Annotated in this window: 15 protein-coding genes and 1 pseudogene; 9 read left to right on the top strand and 7 right to left on the bottom strand. The window is 55.1% G+C overall.

Features of this window, described 5'->3' with window-relative positions; all coding sequences use genetic code 11:
* Nucleotides 1–129 precede the first annotated feature (129 nt).
* A complete protein-coding gene (gene ispE / locus N5923_RS21105) occupies nucleotides 130–987 on the bottom strand; it encodes a 4-(cytidine 5'-diphospho)-2-C-methyl-D-erythritol kinase (protein ID WP_267144120.1) in 858 nt (285 codons plus the stop codon).
* A complete protein-coding gene (gene lolB, locus N5923_RS21100; protein WP_267144121.1) occupies nucleotides 987–1,610 on the bottom strand; it encodes a lipoprotein insertase outer membrane protein LolB in 624 nt (207 codons plus the stop codon). Before lolB ends, ispE begins: the two co-directional genes overlap by 1 nt.
* Nucleotides 1,611–1,847: 237 nt before the next feature.
* On the opposite strand from lolB, the gene hemA reads away from it, so the two are divergent.
* The 7 genes from hemA (at nucleotide 1,848) to N5923_RS21065 (ending at nucleotide 7,699) form a co-directional block, all read left to right on the top strand.
* Entirely contained in the window at nucleotides 1,848–3,104 is a 1,257-nt protein-coding gene (hemA, locus tag N5923_RS21095) for a glutamyl-tRNA reductase (RefSeq protein WP_267144218.1), read from the top strand.
* A 69-nt stretch (nucleotides 3,105–3,173) separates the two neighbouring features.
* Nucleotides 3,174–4,256: a peptide chain release factor 1 gene (prfA, locus tag N5923_RS21090; protein WP_267144122.1), complete on the top strand. Its 1,083-nt coding sequence runs from the start codon at nucleotides 3,174–3,176 to the stop codon at nucleotides 4,254–4,256.
* Nucleotides 4,256–5,089 (top strand): peptide chain release factor N(5)-glutamine methyltransferase, encoded by an 834-nt coding sequence (prmC, locus tag N5923_RS21085; protein ID WP_267144123.1) that lies wholly within the window; start codon nucleotides 4,256–4,258, stop codon nucleotides 5,087–5,089. Before prfA ends, prmC begins: the two co-directional genes overlap by 1 nt.
* 9 nt (nucleotides 5,090–5,098) lie before the next feature.
* Entirely contained in the window at nucleotides 5,099–5,497 is a 399-nt protein-coding gene (locus N5923_RS21080; RefSeq protein ID WP_267144124.1) for a SirB2 family protein, read from the top strand.
* Nucleotides 5,494–6,303, top strand: a complete 810-nt coding sequence (gene sirB1, locus N5923_RS21075; protein WP_267144125.1) for an invasion regulator SirB1 — start codon at nucleotides 5,494–5,496, stop codon at nucleotides 6,301–6,303. Before N5923_RS21080 ends, sirB1 begins: the two co-directional genes overlap by 4 nt.
* 34 nt (nucleotides 6,304–6,337) lie before the next feature.
* Complete coding sequence (gene kdsA / locus N5923_RS21070) at nucleotides 6,338–7,192, top strand: 3-deoxy-8-phosphooctulonate synthase (RefSeq protein ID WP_267144126.1); 855 nt, start codon at nucleotides 6,338–6,340, stop codon at nucleotides 7,190–7,192.
* Nucleotides 7,193–7,282: 90 nt separating this feature from the next.
* Entirely contained in the window at nucleotides 7,283–7,699 is a 417-nt protein-coding gene (locus tag N5923_RS21065) for an META domain-containing protein (protein ID WP_267144127.1), read from the top strand.
* Between the two features lie 46 nt (nucleotides 7,700–7,745).
* On the opposite strand, the gene chaA is transcribed toward N5923_RS21065, so the two are convergent.
* Nucleotides 7,746–8,843, bottom strand: a complete 1,098-nt coding sequence (chaA, locus tag N5923_RS21060) for a sodium-potassium/proton antiporter ChaA (protein WP_267144128.1) — start codon at nucleotides 8,841–8,843, stop codon at nucleotides 7,746–7,748.
* A 512-nt stretch (nucleotides 8,844–9,355) separates the two neighbouring features.
* On the opposite strand from chaA, the gene chaB reads away from it, so the two are divergent.
* Complete coding sequence (chaB, locus tag N5923_RS21055) at nucleotides 9,356–9,583, top strand: putative cation transport regulator ChaB (RefSeq protein ID WP_267144129.1); 228 nt, start codon at nucleotides 9,356–9,358, stop codon at nucleotides 9,581–9,583.
* A gap of 250 nt (nucleotides 9,584–9,833) precedes the next feature.
* Nucleotides 9,834–10,505: pseudogene (locus N5923_RS21050) on the top strand (gamma-glutamylcyclotransferase).
* A 143-nt stretch (nucleotides 10,506–10,648) separates the two neighbouring features.
* On the opposite strand, the gene N5923_RS21045 reads toward N5923_RS21050, so the two are convergent.
* Genes N5923_RS21045 through tagH form a run of 4 tightly spaced genes read right to left on the bottom strand, consistent with a single transcriptional unit; the run spans nucleotide 10,649 to nucleotide 15,039 of the window.
* Entirely contained in the window at nucleotides 10,649–12,079 is a 1,431-nt protein-coding gene (locus N5923_RS21045; RefSeq protein WP_267144130.1) for a serine/threonine protein kinase, read from the bottom strand.
* 55 nt (nucleotides 12,080–12,134) lie between these two features.
* Nucleotides 12,135–13,085 (bottom strand): hypothetical protein, encoded by a 951-nt coding sequence (locus N5923_RS21040; RefSeq protein ID WP_267144131.1) that lies wholly within the window; start codon nucleotides 13,083–13,085, stop codon nucleotides 12,135–12,137.
* A 14-nt stretch (nucleotides 13,086–13,099) separates the two neighbouring features.
* Nucleotides 13,100–13,876 (bottom strand): PP2C family protein-serine/threonine phosphatase, encoded by a 777-nt coding sequence (locus N5923_RS21035; protein ID WP_267144132.1) that lies wholly within the window; start codon nucleotides 13,874–13,876, stop codon nucleotides 13,100–13,102.
* A complete protein-coding gene (gene tagH, locus N5923_RS21030; protein ID WP_267144133.1) occupies nucleotides 13,873–15,039 on the bottom strand; it encodes a type VI secretion system-associated FHA domain protein TagH in 1,167 nt (388 codons plus the stop codon). The genes N5923_RS21035 and tagH overlap by 4 nt, the downstream gene beginning before the upstream one ends.
* Between the last annotated feature and the right edge of the window lie 15 nt (nucleotides 15,040–15,054).

Genomic DNA, 15,054 nt, shown 5'->3' with positions numbered 1-15,054 from the left:
GGCTTTGCGTCCAGAGAATGAACATAACTGTAATTGGCTACGGGCGCCACAATATTACAGCTGTTTCATACGGGTATGTTAATGCGCCACGTGCAGTGTCAGGAACGGGTGACACTGTCACGTAATCGCTTACTGCCCTGAAAGGTTGCGATGCAACGGTGAGACGTTAACGCCTCGCGCTACAAATCCCCGCAACCAGTTCGGGGCCAGCTCAAGCACCTGGCGGGCAGCGGACTCAGTGTCGAATTCAGCAAACACACAAGCACCGGTTCCTGTCAGGCGCGACGGCGCGTATTCTAGCAGCCAGGAAACGAGCTGTTCAACCTCGCGAAAACGTTTTCTTACTGCTGGTTCACAATCATTGCTAAAAGGTGACTGCATAATGTGCGAAAAAGCGCGTAATGGGGTGTCACGTTTCAGCTCTGGATCGTTGAATACCAGTGGTGTCGGGATGCTGACGCCTGCATGCGCCACCAGATACCATTTTTCTGGCGGATTTACCGGTTGTAACTGTTCACCGACGCCTTCAGCGAAAGCGGCATGGCCTTTTACAAACACCGGCACATCGGCGCCAAGGGTTAATCCCATCGTCGCCAGCTGATCGAGAGTGAAACCGGTCTGCCATAGCTGGTTCAGCGCGACCAGCACTGTGGCGGCATTCGACGAGCCGCCGCCCAGCCCACCGCCCATCGGTAACTGCTTATCGATGGTGATGGCGGCGCCAGCGTCAGCGGGCAGGGTGCCCGCCAGCGTTGCCTGCTGCATCAGCAGGCGCGCGGCGCGCACGATCAGGTTCTGCTCGTCGGCAACGCCGTCAACCGGCGTCAGCAGGCTGATTGTGCCGCTGTTATCCGGCGTAATATGCAGCGTGTCGCCGTAATCAAGAAACTGAAACAGCGTCTGCAGATTATGGTAGCCGTCCGCACGACGCCCGGTGATGTAAAGAAACAGGTTAAGTTTTGCCGGTGCAGGCCAGGTGGTGATCATTATTTTACGGTCCAGCTATCCATACGCAGTTTAATGCGCTGCGAACCTTCACGCAGTTCGAGACTGGCGGGCAGCGGCGGGTTAACTTTGCTGTCATAATCCTGCCAGCTGACTTTCCACTGCTGGCCGTTGCGGCTGTAGTTCAGTTCGCGCAGCTGATATTGATCGTTCAGCTGATAATCGGTGGCTTCGCCTGGCAGACCCATCATCCACTTACGCAGGTTTTCCAGCGGGATATCCATGCCGGTCAGCTGCGAAATCATTTTCTCCGCATCGTTGCTGACATAGCGTTTACCGTTATTATCGACCAGCTGCACCACTGAACCCTGCGCATCAAGCTGCAGTTCGGTGCTGCCAAGTGGGTTGGTTAACAGTAAACGGTAGCGATCCGGCGCAGTTTGTTGCCAGTTAAAGCGCGCATAAACTTTTTGCTTATCGGAAAGATAGGCAAAAGCGCCACGCGTCTGGTATTGGGTGATTTTTTCGACACTTTGCTGATGTTGTTGCCACTGTGGAGAGGTAACACTTTGACCAGGACCCTGCGGTTTATTGGCGGTACAGGCTGCCAGTAACAGGCCTGCAAGCGGCAGCAACCGCATCAGACGGGGCTTGCGTACGTACATAGGTGGTCATCTCCTCAGACACATTCAGGGCATGCTTGCCCAAAGTTAACCGTTAACGCTAACCATCCGCGTTTAAGCAGTCAATGCTCAAATTGTCTTATTTAACTGCAATTGCCCAGATCAAGGCACAACCTGATAGAGGCATATGCTCTGTATGGCTTTTATTGATCTCGCTCATCTTGTAGAATGCGCCTCACAAAACCACAATATCAGTGTGATAACCAGACCGAATTCACCATGACCCTGCTGGCCCTTGGAATTAATCATAAAACAGCACCTGTTGCGCTGCGCGAAAAAGTCGCTTTTTCGCCGGACACGCTTGAACAGGCGCTTAACAGCCTGCTGGCGCAGCCGCTTGTGCAGGGCGGCGTAGTGTTGTCTACCTGTAACCGCACTGAGCTGTACCTGAGTGTCGAACAGCAAGAGAATCTGCAAGAGCAACTGGTACGCTGGCTGTGTGACTATCATCAGCTCAGCGCTGAAGATGTGCGTAAAAGCCTTTACTGGCACCATGATAACGAGGCGGTCAGCCATCTGATGCGCGTCGCCAGCGGACTGGATTCGCTGGTGCTTGGTGAGCCGCAGATCCTTGGCCAGGTAAAAAAAGCTTTTGCTGACTCCCAGCGCGGCCATTCGCTCTCCAGCGAACTGGAGCGCATGTTCCAGAAAACCTTCTCCGTCGCCAAACGTGTGCGTACTGAAACCGATATCGGCGCCAGTGCGGTCTCGGTGGCGTTTGCCGCCTGTACGCTGGCGCGGCAGATCTTTGAGTCGCTGTCGACGGTCAATGTGCTGCTGGTGGGTGCCGGTGAAACCATTGAGCTGGTGGCGCGTCATCTGCGTGAGCACAAGGTTAAAAAACTGATTATCGCCAACCGCACCCGTGAGCGCGCCCAGCTGCTGGCGGATGAAGTGGGCGCTGAAGTGATCAATCTGGCGGATATTGATGTGCGTCTGGCGGAAGCCGATATCATTATCAGCTCCACCGCCAGCCCGTTGCCGATTATCGGTAAAGGTATGGTTGAGCGTGCGTTAAAAGCGCGTCGTAATCAGCCGATGCTGCTGGTGGATATCGCCGTTCCGCGCGATGTGGAACCGGAAGTTGGCAAACTGGCGAATGCCTATTTATACAGCGTCGACGATCTGCAGCAGATTATCGAAAAAAATATGGCGCAGCGCAAAGCCGCCGCCGTACAGGCTGAAACTATTGTTGTGCAAGAGAGCGGTGAGTTTATGGCCTGGCTGCGCGCGCAAAGCGCCGTTGAGACCATTCGTGACTACCGTTCGCAGGCCGATCAGATCCGTGCCGATCTCGAGGCGCGGGCGCTGACGGCGTTGCAGCAGGGCGGTGATGCGCAGGAGATTATGCGCGATTTGGCCCATAAACTGACTAACCGACTGATCCACGCCCCTACCAAATCTCTCCAGCAGGCCGCTCGCGATGGCGATGACGAACGTCTGCAGATCCTGCGCGACAGCCTCGGGCTGGATTAGCTGCGTCACAACTGATTGTGTGACGCGGCTGTATTAATCGAACCCCATTTACAAGGTAAATAACACCACATGAAGACTTCTATTGTTGCCAAACTGGAAGCCTTGCAGGAGCGCCACGAAGAAGTGGAGGCGATGCTGGGTGATGCTGGCGTGATTGCCGATCAGGATCGCTTTCGTGCGCTTTCGCGGGAATACGCTCAGCTTACTGATGTCAGCCAGTGTTTCCGTCAGTGGCAGCAGGTGCAGGAAGATATCGAAACCGCTGAACTGCTGATGGCTGACCCGGAAATGCGCGATATGGCGCAGGAAGAGTTAACTGAAGCGCGCGCGCAGAGCGAGCAGCTGGAGCAGCAGTTGCAGGTATTGCTGCTGCCGAAAGATCCCGATGATGAGCGTAACTGCTATCTGGAAGTGCGTGCCGGTACCGGCGGTGACGAAGCGGCGATTTTCGCCGGCGATCTGTTCCGTATGTACAGCCGTTATGCCGAATCGCGCCGCTGGCGGGTTGAGGTGATGAGCGCCAACGACGGCGAACATGGCGGCTATAAAGAGATCATTGCCAAAGTGATCGGCGAGGGCGCTTATGGCCGCCTGAAATTTGAATCCGGCGGTCATCGCGTGCAGCGCGTACCGGAAACCGAATCGCAGGGACGCATTCATACATCGGCCTGTACCGTCGCGGTGATGCCGGAGCTGCCGGAAGCTGAACTGCCGGAGATTAACCCGTCTGAGCTGCGTATCGATACCTTCCGCTCCTCCGGGGCGGGTGGCCAGCACGTCAACACCACCGACTCGGCGATCCGTATCACCCACTTGCCAACCGGCATCGTGGTTGAGTGCCAGGATGAGCGTTCACAGCATAAAAACAAAGCCAAAGCGCTGGCGGTGCTGGGGTCACGTATCCGTGCCGCAGAGGTGGCTAAGCGCCAGGCATCGGAGGCGTCAACACGCCGCAACCTGCTGGGCAGCGGCGACCGTTCCGATCGTAACCGCACCTATAACTTCCCGCAGGGCCGTGTGACTGACCACCGTATCAACCTCACGGTCTACCGTCTGGATGAAGTGATGGAAGGTAAACTGGACGCGCTGATTGAGCCGATTGTCCAGGAGTACCAGGCAGACCAGCTGGCCGCGTTGTCCGGGCAGGATTAATGGATATCCGCAGCTGGCTGAAAGCCGCCACCGCTGCGCTGTGCGGCGGCGACAGCCCAAAACGCGATGCGGAGATTTTGCTCGGTTTTGTCACCGGTAAATCCCGCAGCTGGCTGATCGCCTTTGATGAGACTGAACTCACTGCGCCGCAGCTGGCGCAGCTTGAGGCGCTGATTGCCCGTCGGGCTAACGGCGAGCCGGTGGCGCATCTGACCGGTGAACGTGAGTTCTGGTCACTGCCGCTAAGCGTCTCAGCCGCCACGCTAATCCCCCGCCCTGATACCGAAATCCTTGTTGAGCAGGCGCTGGCGCGTCTGCCCGCGTCACCCGCGCAGATCCTCGATCTCGGCACCGGCACCGGTGCGGTGGCGCTGGCGCTGGCCAGTGAGCGTGCCGATTGTCAGGTGGTCGGGGTGGATCGTATTGCTGAAGCGGTCACGCTGGCGCAGCATAATGCCGCCAAATTGCAGCTGACCAACGCCCGTTTTCTGCTGAGCGACTGGTTTTCCGCGCTGGAAAATCAGCGTTTTGATCTGATTGTCAGTAACCCGCCCTACATTGATGCTGACGATCAGCATCTGCAACAGGGTGATGTACGTTTTGAGCCGTTAAGCGCGCTGGTGGCCGATGAGCAGGGACTGGCGGATATCAGACGCATCAGCGCCGCTGCTGCGCGATTTTTGCAACCCGGCGGCTGGTTATTGTTCGAACATGGCTGGCAGCAGGCCGCTGCGGTGCGCGATATCTTGCGCGATCACAACTTTCTGCAGGTGGAAACCTGTCAGGATTATGCGGGTAACGATCGGGTTACGGTTGGGCAACTATCAGAATAAGGAATCGCAATGGTCGCATATTACGCAACAATTAAACATTTTCACCTGCTGACGGTTGCCATCACGATAGTGATGTTTATGCTGCGTTTTTACTGGCAGCAGGCCGGTTCAGCGATGCTGCAACGCCGCTGGGTGCGGATTGTGCCGCATCTGAACGATACCTTATTGTTTGTTTCCGGTATTCTGTTGGTGAGCATTACCCATTTTTATCCGTTTTCACCGCAAGGTAGCTGGCTGACTGAGAAGCTGTTTGGCGTTATTATCTATATCGTGCTCGGCATAATCGTCCTTGGACGCCGTCCGCGCAGCAATAAAGTGCGCTGGATAGCCTTCCTCGTGGCGTTGGTGGTGATCGGGCTGATCATCAAGCTGGCCACAAGTAAAATGCCACTGTTGGGGATTGTATGACGTCAGTAGCGAAATTTGATATTTCGCAATCACCGCTTTGTGAAGCGGTGATTGCAGCATCGCGCGAGATCCGCGCCGATTTTCCCACGGAAGATGTAGGAACCCAGCTTCAGGCGCTGGTTGCCGAAGCGCAGCAGTATGTTGCTGCAGAGAGCGAGCAGGATGCTAAGTTAGAGAAACTGCTGGAACTGTTCTATAAGCAGTGGGGGTTTGGCGGCGCCAGCGGCATCTATAAACTGTCCGATGCCCTGTGGCTGGATAACGTGCTGAAAAGCCGTCAGGGCACCGCAGTATCACTGGGCGTGATTCTGCTGCATATCGCTGGTGAGCTGGAACTGCCGCTGATGCCGGTGATTTTCCCGACCCAGCTGATCCTGCGCGCCGACTGGCTCGATGGTGAAATGTGGCTGATTAATCCGTTTAATGGCGACACCCTTGACGAGCATACGCTGGAAGTGTGGCTGAAGGGCAATATCAGCCCGACGGCGGAGCTGTATGAAGACGATCTGGAAGAGGCGGAATCCACCACGGTGATCCGCAAAATGCTGGATACGCTGAAGTCGGCACTGATGGAAGAGAAGCGCATGGAGATGGCGCTGAACGTCAGCAATGTGCTGTTGCAGATCGATCCGCACGATCCGTATGAAATTCGCGACCGTGGCTTGATTTACGCCCAGTTAGAGTGTGAACATATCGCGCTAACCGACCTGACTTATTTCGTTGAGCAGTGCCCGGAAGATCCGGTCAGCGAAATGATCAAAGTTCAAATTCATTCGATAGAGCATAAGCAGGTGACGCTTCATTAATCGAAGCCAGTCTGCAGAAAAAAAAGGCGAAGGCATGACTCAGAAAGTAGTTAATATCGGCGACATCAAGGTCGCTAACGACCTGCCATTTGTTCTGTTTGGCGGCATGAATGTTCTCGAATCGCGCGATCTGGCGATGCGTATCTGCGAACATTACGTTACCGTCACCGATAAACTCGGTATCCCTTACGTATTCAAAGCGTCATTTGATAAAGCTAACCGTTCATCGATTCGTTCTTACCGTGGTCCAGGCCTCGAAGAGGGGATGAAACTGTTCCAGGAACTGAAGCAGACCTTTGGCGTGAAAATTATCACTGATGTTCACGAAGCCAGCCAGGCCCAGACCGTGGCTGACGTGGTGGACGTGATTCAGCTGCCAGCATTCCTTGCACGTCAGACCGATCTGGTTGAAGCGATGGCGAAAACCGGTGCAGTGATTAACGTCAAGAAACCGCAGTTTGTCAGCCCGGGCCAGATGGGGAATATCGTTGAAAAATTCGCTGAAGGCGGTAACGATAAAGTGATCCTGTGTGACCGTGGCGCGAATTTCGGTTACGACAACCTGGTCGTTGATATGCTGGGCTTCAATGTGATGAAGCAGGTGACCAACGGTAGCCCGGTGATTTTCGATGTGACGCATGCATTGCAGTGCCGCGACCCGTTTGGTTCCGCTTCAAGCGGCCGTCGTGGTCAGGTCACCGAACTGGCTCGCGCCGGTATGGCGATTGGTCTGGCAGGTCTGTTTATTGAAGCGCACCCGGATCCGGCTAACGCGAAATGTGACGGTCCATCCGCACTGCCGCTGGATAAACTGGAGCCTTTCCTGCAACAGATGAAAGCTATCGATGAGCTGGTGAAGAACTTCCCGGAACTCGATACCAGTAATTAAGTGTCGTGATAATATACCGAGGCGCCTGAGGGCGCCTTTTTTATGTCAGGTTTTTAGCAAAATGGATAGTCCCGTAAAAGGAGCAGTAAGATGAAAAAAATCCTTCCCATGGCGTTGCTGGCCCTGATAGTCAGCGGATGTCATCAGCACGCTGATTCCGGGCTAACGGCGCAGCAGCTGGCTGGCCAGCACTTTATTTTGCAGAGCGTTAATGGTGTGGCGGCGCGCAGCAACCAGGGGCAGCAGCCGGAAATCGCCTTCAGTGACGATCTGCGCCTTAGCGGCGCGATCTGTAATCGCTTCTTTGGTCAGGGCGAGTTAAGCGGTAATGTGCTGACGGTGAAGCAGCTGGGTTCCACGCGCATGATATGCAGCGATCAGCAGTTAAGCCACTGGGATAGTGTAGTGGCGGAAACCCTGAGTAACGGTGCGCAGGTGACGCTGGAGCGAGGTAATTTAACGCTGAAGGGGGGTGGTCATACGCTGAAGTATAAAGCCGCGCAGTAATGACCCACTGACAGAACGTGGCCGGGCACAATGCCCGGCCATTTTTTTATAACATAATCGTCATCAGATAGCCGACAAACAGCGCCAGATGCGCGGCACCGTTCAGTACATTGGTTCGGCCGGTGGAGAACGAGATATGACACAGGATCAGCGTCGCCATCAGCATCACCATCTGCGGCGGTTCAAGGCCGAAAATCAGCTGCTGATTGGTCAGGGTGGCAATAATTGACACTGCGGGAACGGTTAGCGAGATGGTCGCCAGCACTGAACCGAAAAACAGGTTCATCGCGCGCTGCACCTGATTAGCCAGTACTGCCCGAATCGCGCCTAAACCTTCCGGTGACAGAATCAGTAACGCCACCAGAAAACCGGTAAACTGCGCTGGCGCATTAAGTTCGGTTAACAGGAATTCCAGCGGATTGGCGTTCATTTTGGTCACGGTAATCACCGCCACCAGATGGATCAGCAACCATACCGCATGACGAAGACTGCTGTGCGCCGAAGGCTTACCGTGGTGCGGGTCATCATCGTCGCCCTCATCTTCATGCTCATAGATAAACAGGCTCTGGTGGGTTTTGGTCTGAATCAGCAGAAAGACGCCATACATTGCGGCAGAAATGGCGGCGATTAACAGCGCCTGACCGGTGGTAAAGTTGCCGCCCGGTAACGCATTGGGAAACACCAGCACCAGAATCGCCAGCGGAAAGATGGCGATCATATACTGCTTAACACCGGCCAGGTTCAGATACTGGGTGGCAAACTTATTACCGCCCAGCAGCAGCGCACAACCCACCAGACCGGTACTGACAATCATAATAATCGAGTAGAGCGTATCGCGCATCAGCGCCGGTGCGGCATCGCCAGTGGCCATCAGGGCGGAAATCAGGCTCACTTCGAGAATTACTACCGAAAGACTGAGGATCAGTGAGCCGTAGGGTTCACCTAATCGGTGCGCCAGCACGTCGGCATGACGCACTACGCTAAATGCGCTGCTAAGAATAGCCACCAGCGCCAGCAGGTTAATAGCAATAACAACAGGGAAGGAAGTGGATGAGCCCCACATCGCCAGCACTGCCAGTGCGGCAATCGTCAGAATCAGTGTGTATTCGGTATGACGCGTTTTTGAGCCTTCATGTGCTCCCATAGGCATTCATCTCCTTAATACCCGTCATACTTCGAATTGCATCTTTTTGGCTGAGCTCACTCAGCCGAATCACGTAGTTGACTACGTTCATCGGCATTCGCTCGCTTGCCGCCTTGATGCAACTCGAATTACTTAGGGTATAAATTTTCAATTGGCAGAAACCCGAGTGCAGGCTTCTAAGCATTATCACAGTTTGTTTATTTTACCAGCGCCGTCAGTGTAACAAGGTTAGCCGTATAATTATTTAATTTTTACGTTATTTTACCCGTTAGCAGTGAAAAGAGGGTTAAGTGCGGATAACAGCAGGATATCGTGAATAAGTGATGATATTTGTTGGTGTTATGCGTTGTGAAAGAGAAAATAACCCTGCTTTTTTGGCGATTAATGCCATGAATAACGCATCTAAATGGCCGCTATTCTCGTTTTTGTGCTAAGCATGCCTCAACTGTGGCTTTGCACTCTGGCAAGAATAAGCCAGGCTTAAAGGGAGTTGAATCGAAAGGAGAAAATCCATGCCTTATCAGTCGAAATCCGAGCTACCAGAAAGTGTTAAAAATGTGCTGCCTGCCCATGCGCAGGAGATCTATAAAGAGGCGTTTAACAGCGCCTGGGATCAGTATAAAGACAAACAGGAGCGGCGCGGCGATGAGTCACGGGAAGAGGTGGCGCATAAAGTCGCCTGGGCGGCAGTTAAACATCAGTATCACAAGGGGGATGATGATAAATGGCACAAAAAATAGTGCCGCCCGGGCTGTGAGCTAGCCCCCGTGCTGAAGAAAATTTGCCTTAATCCGCTCAAGAATAACGATAGCCTGCCGATGGAGTTTATGACACTTTTTTTCTTTTGTGATCGCCTTCAAACTTGATCGGCGAGTGATAAATGAATAAGGTCATAGGGTAAATGCAACGAAAGTTGCCCAAATAACTCAAAACTGAGGGAAAAGTGGCCGTCTGTTACAGGGAAGTGAAGCTGTGGCGTGGGAGATTCATATGTTGACGCGGGATTTCTTATTAAAAGCTGATTGTAAAACTGCTTTTGGCACCATCGAGGAGTCGCTGTTATAGACCTGCGAACAGCGCGCATCGTCCCTGGCGGCGGCGCTTGCCTGCCGCCCGGATCATAGCCCGGTATGGATCTTCGGCTATGGTTCGCTGATGTGGAATCCGGTGTTCGAATCGGATGAGGTCGCCAGCGGTACGCTGCAGGGCTGGCACCGCGCGTTCTGCTTACGTCTGACCGCCGGGCGCGGTACCCATCACCAGCCGGGACGGATGCTGGCGCTGAAAGAGGGCGGTAAAACCAGCGGGCTGGCGTTTCGTCTGCCGGAAGAGACGCTGCATGAAGAGCTGGAACTGCTGTGGAAGCGTGAGATGATTACCGGCTGCTACCTGCCGACCTGGTGCGAACTGGCGCTGGCGGACGGGCGTAAAGTCACTGCGCTGGTGTTTATCATGGATCCACGTCATCCGCTGTATGAGTCTGATTCCTGCGCCAACACCATTGCGCCGCTGATTGCGCGCGCCAGTGGGCCGTTGGGCACCAATGCACAGTATCTGTTTTCGCTGGAGCAGGAGCTGGTGAAGCGCGGTATGCACGATAAGTGTCTGACCGATCTGGCGCAGCAGGTGCGGGAGTTACAGTCTTCCCATCCGTATGCCTGAATGGGCGGCGAGAACGCCGTCCATTCAGGCAACACCGATTTTATGTAGGGGAGCCGTTTTCGGCTCCCGTATAAATGGCGGGTGCGGTGCCAATCGTCAACACGGGCGGCGAGAACGCCGCCCCTGCAGGTATTCCGCCCGCCTTATGATCCCGGGTTAATCAGCCAGGTTCCGGCGCGATCGATCTTCAGCGTCTGTGAATGCACGCGATCCTTCTGCTGCACTTCGATTTTATATTCACCTGCCGCCAGATTAAGTGATGCATAACCGCTGTTGCTTGGCTTCACATCCATCACTTCACCGTTAAGCATGACGCTCTCACCGCTTTTCAGTTTCAGATAGACGGTGGCCAGCGCAGGCGCGCTGGTGGCCGTCTTCGCGCTGCCAGAGGTGCTGGCAGGCGTCGTGCCCGCTGAGGCGGCATGCTCCACATCGCTGTCGCTGTCGCCACGGTTCAGAAACAGCGTCAGGGCGATTACCGCCAGTAACGCCACGCCGCTCAGCAGCATCAGCGTCGGCGAGAGACGTCGGCGCAGCGGCAGGGCGACATTCTCTGCGGCGCCCGCCGCCGGATTAACCGCCAGCACCACCGTTTCTGTCGGCTCGATAATCTCTGCTTCCGCGGGCTGCTGATAAGCGGGAATGCTGACTGCCGTCACCAGCTCCTGAACTTCACTGACCGGCAAATCAATCAGCGCCGCCAGCTCGTCAATACTTTGCGGGCGATCCGCCGGCTTCATCATCAGTGCGCGATCGATCGCATGCAGCAGCGGCAGCGAAAAACCTGGCGGATGCAACAGCGCCAGCGGCTGATAACTGTCTTCAATGCAGCGCACCACGCTGGCTGACGGCGGATTGCCGGTCACCAGCGTATGCAGTACCGCGCCCAGCGCATAGATATCGGTCCACGGCCCCTGTTCGCTGTCACTCTCTTCGCTGTATTGCTCAATCGGCGCGAAGCCCGGTTTCAGCATGATTTCGGTTTCATCGGAGAGATTACCGATCTCTTTACGCGCCGAGCCGAAGTCCAGCAGCACCGGCAGCTGGTTTTCCTGAATCTGAATATTATCGAGTGAAATATCGCGATGCAGATAGCCCGCGCGATGGATGGTATTAATCGCGCCAAACAGCGGCGGCAGCAGCTGGCGGATCCAGTTCTCATCAATCACCTGCGGACTGGTCAGCTGCCACTCTTTCAGCGTCATACCGCTGTAATAGAGGGTGCCCATATAGGCGGTGCCGTTCTCTTCCCAGAAGCGCAGCACGTGCAGCAGGCCGGGATGATTAAAGCGTGCCAGCAGTCGCGCTTCCTGGATAAAGCTGTTCAGACCGGCATGGAACATTTTATGGAAACGCTCGCCGCGCAGGCCAAGGCTCAGATCCTCGTTGCGCATCGCCAGCGAGATCGGCATGTACTCTTTAATGGCGATAGTACGTTCTAATAAATGGTCCCAGGCGCGATAGACGATACCAAAGCCGCCGCCACCAATAACCTCTTTAATCTCGAATTCATTAAAACGATGCCCGTTGGGTAACGCATTTGGCACAGTTTTTTGATTCTCATTTGCCGACATATTTCACACTCTCTGAGAACTAACGGCCTGACTACAGCAGGCGTTACGCCTGCGATTAATTAAGGGTACGGTATGCGCCAATTGCCGGGTCGGCAAGATCGGCATGCAGCTCGTCGATTAACAACACAGTCAGTTTAACTTTCGGGTCGTACTGCGCTGACCAGCTCTTCTTCAGCGCATCAATCCGTGCTTTCACTGCCGTCATATCCGCAGCGTCGTCTTTACTGATTTTCACCAGCAGCGTGCCGTTAAACGACCAGACGTGAAGACGTGGATCAAATGGCAGTACCAGCCAGCTGTCAGCGGCCTGTTTATTGCCCACCACCATGCGCTGATTATTAATCGCCACCACTTCCAGCGCATTCTTACCGGGACGCATATTCTGCAACGGATAGCCCTGATAGAAATTGACCGGCACTGGCGTGGCGGCGCCCGCGCTGGAGAGCGTCAGCTGACTGTAACCTTCCAGCCAGCCTTCGGTGGAGCAGCTCATGGCGCGATCGTCAGGGATAAACAGCGACTGGCCGTTTTCATCCCACCAGGTGCGGAAGTGGCAACCGCCGGGCAGATCGAAATGCTGCAGTGGCTGACTGTCGGCGGGACGCGACAGGTCTAGCGGGGCGGCGTTGCTGGCATTGGCGGTGGCAGTGGCATCGACGGTGACAATAGGTCGCCAGCTTTGCAGTTTGGCGGCAGTACCGCCGGCCAGCACCGAGCCTTTTTTGTCGGTCATCTGCCACGGCAGTTCGTCCAGCTTGCCGCACTGATTGGCCAGCAGGTTGCCGACGCGTGGCAGGAAGCTGTCTAACACCTGCGACTCTTTACTCTCGCCGGAGACAATACGCAGGTGCAGCGTCTGTTTACACCAGTCCTGCGGCGCGTTGCTTTCAACGTTATCGATATAGACTTCCAGCTCAAGGCTCGGTGAATAGACCACCCGATAGTCCTCTGCACTGGCGGCAGAAGCCATCAACAATGTCATAACGCCGGGCAACCAGTATTTCATATCGTTCCTTGCTGTTAATCGCGAGGCGGCAGAAAGCGTGCCGAATCAGACTGTGATTGTAACAATGTCGTTTCTTGCGGTGAGCCTACCCATACCGCGACGGCGCTCAGGTTATCGCTTTTGCTGCTGCGGTTGATGGCCGTTTGCATCAGAGCCAGCCATTCGTCAGGGGAGTTAACCATGCGCAGCGCTTGTTCCATCTCCTGAGGCGTCAGGTTTAGCCAGAAACCATCCGTGCAGACTAAAAAAGCATCGCCATCTTCCAGCTCCAGCACATCGCTATAGCTGGCTTCACGTTCGACTTCCGCACCGAGCGCATTATAAAGTAAATTACTGTTAATACCGGTATTTTCATACCCGGCCTCTTTCATCTGCTGGGCCAGACTATGGTCGCGTGTCACCTGATGGATATAGCCGCGACGCAGGTGATAAACGCGGCTATCACCGGCGTGAGCCCACCATGCCAGCAGGCGGTCGCGGTCAATAAACAGCGCCGCAAGGGTGGTACTCATGCGGGAAAATTTCGGATTTATCTGCTGCGCTTCACGGATAGAACGCGCGCTTTTTTCCACTGCCTGGCGGGTTTCCTGTGGCGAATAGCGGCGATCTTCATTCAGCTCACTGAGCAATCTGTCGCGGGCGATCTGCGCGGCTTTATCGCCACCGGGTAACCCGGCGACACCATCACAGACCAGAAAACAGGCGCGATGCTCGCCCGGTAAGCTGCCGGTAATATCCTGATTACTGTCACGTCCGCCGATCTGTGAAGTTGAAGCATAGGTAATTTTCATTCGTCGTCCGCTCTCTGTTGTGAATCCTTATACTGGTTCACCTCGACATCGTACGCATGCAGAAATGCCTCGCCAAACAGGGTATGGAAGTCATCTTCGATCTCGCCGGAAGTTTGCTGAAAGTTACGCACAAAGTAGTCCCACATCGCTGCTTTACGCGTGGAGGAGAAACTGATTTTCGGCTGCACGCCATCGCGCCGGGCGCTCTCTTCCAGGCGTTGCGGGTTAAAGGATTGCAGCATGGCGGCAATAATCGCGCGGATACCGGCAATCATCCCCAGCTGATGCGCCTGCAGGTCGACCAGCGCATCGCGCACCGCCTGTTCAGGTTGCATAAAGCCAGGCATCTGGCTCTGATACATCTGCATCAGTACGGTTTTGCCTGAGGGCAGGATTTTAAACGGGTTATTCGCCTCATTCAGGATCATTGTCATCTCGGCCTTCACGCCGCGTTTCAGAATCGAACGCGAAGAGAGCAGCGCCACCGTGCCCTGCGAGAACAGACTCAGCATGCGGCCGGTCATCATCATATCCTCTTCGGTCAGCAGGGTACTGTTCTGGCTGCTGTCGAGTCCCATGCCGGTCAGCAACGCCTGAATCAATTTCTCATCGCTGCTGGCGCTGGTATAGCCATTGCGCTCGCTGGCGTCATGCGGCAGTGGATCGATATCCAGCCGGGCGCTGTTGTGTCTGGCGTGCCGCGTCGGGGGCTGTTCCGCATGAAGTACGTCATGATCGCGAGTGATCAGCGGCTCTTCCTCGCTGAGAATACCCAGCGGGTCGGCAGTCCGGGTGGTGTTTTCGTGAAACAGATCGAGTGGATCCAGCGTTTCCTGATTGATTTCAGCCGCCCGGCCCGGGTCGCTGACCTCAATCTGATAGCCGCCAATCCCCAGCGCATCGCCATGTTGCAGTTCAACCTGGCGTCCGCACTCCAGCGGTTTGCCGTTCAGCACCACCGAGGTGACGCTGCCGCGGTTGGTCAGGCGGCATTCGCCGCTGGCGGAGATATGCACCAGCGCCTGCAGGCGCGAAATAGCACGATCTTCATCAGGCAATATCAGGTCGTTGTCAACGCTGCGGCCAATGGTTCCGCCCGGAGGCAGGAAATCAAAGGCGGTCTGCGGCATCGCCGTTTTGCTCTGCACAATGGTAAATCGCATGAGGTATCCTGCATT

Origin of the sequence: Winslowiella arboricola (genome assembly GCF_025527015.1) — a bacterium.
Lineage (GTDB): Bacteria > Pseudomonadota > Gammaproteobacteria > Enterobacterales > Enterobacteriaceae > Erwinia > Erwinia arboricola.
The sequence above is the reverse complement of the archived record's forward strand: the minus strand, read 5'-3'. Positions and strand labels throughout refer to the sequence as shown.

What these genes read in the sequence shown, in the direction of transcription:
- ispE (WP_267144120.1), bottom strand. Translation starts at nt 987, where the DNA reads ATGATCACCACCTGGCCTGCACCGGCAAAACTTAACCTGTTTCTTTAC.
- lolB (WP_267144121.1), bottom strand. Translation starts at nt 1,610, where the DNA reads ATGTACGTACGCAAGCCCCGTCTGATGCGGTTGCTGCCGCTTGCAGGC.
- hemA (WP_267144218.1), top strand. Translation starts at nt 1,848, where the DNA reads ATGACCCTGCTGGCCCTTGGAATTAATCATAAAACAGCACCTGTTGCG.
- prfA (WP_267144122.1), top strand. Translation starts at nt 3,174, where the DNA reads ATGAAGACTTCTATTGTTGCCAAACTGGAAGCCTTGCAGGAGCGCCAC.
- prmC (WP_267144123.1), top strand. Translation starts at nt 4,256, where the DNA reads ATGGATATCCGCAGCTGGCTGAAAGCCGCCACCGCTGCGCTGTGCGGC.
- N5923_RS21080 (WP_267144124.1), top strand. Translation starts at nt 5,099, where the DNA reads ATGGTCGCATATTACGCAACAATTAAACATTTTCACCTGCTGACGGTT.
- sirB1 (WP_267144125.1), top strand. Translation starts at nt 5,494, where the DNA reads ATGACGTCAGTAGCGAAATTTGATATTTCGCAATCACCGCTTTGTGAA.
- kdsA (WP_267144126.1), top strand. Translation starts at nt 6,338, where the DNA reads ATGACTCAGAAAGTAGTTAATATCGGCGACATCAAGGTCGCTAACGAC.
- N5923_RS21065 (WP_267144127.1), top strand. Translation starts at nt 7,283, where the DNA reads ATGAAAAAAATCCTTCCCATGGCGTTGCTGGCCCTGATAGTCAGCGGA.
- chaA (WP_267144128.1), bottom strand. Translation starts at nt 8,843, where the DNA reads ATGGGAGCACATGAAGGCTCAAAAACGCGTCATACCGAATACACACTG.
- chaB (WP_267144129.1), top strand. Translation starts at nt 9,356, where the DNA reads ATGCCTTATCAGTCGAAATCCGAGCTACCAGAAAGTGTTAAAAATGTG.
- N5923_RS21045 (WP_267144130.1), bottom strand. Translation starts at nt 12,079, where the DNA reads ATGTCGGCAAATGAGAATCAAAAAACTGTGCCAAATGCGTTACCCAAC.
- N5923_RS21040 (WP_267144131.1), bottom strand. Translation starts at nt 13,085, where the DNA reads ATGAAATACTGGTTGCCCGGCGTTATGACATTGTTGATGGCTTCTGCC.
- N5923_RS21035 (WP_267144132.1), bottom strand. Translation starts at nt 13,876, where the DNA reads ATGAAAATTACCTATGCTTCAACTTCACAGATCGGCGGACGTGACAGT.
- tagH (WP_267144133.1), bottom strand. Translation starts at nt 15,039, where the DNA reads ATGCGATTTACCATTGTGCAGAGCAAAACGGCGATGCCGCAGACCGCC.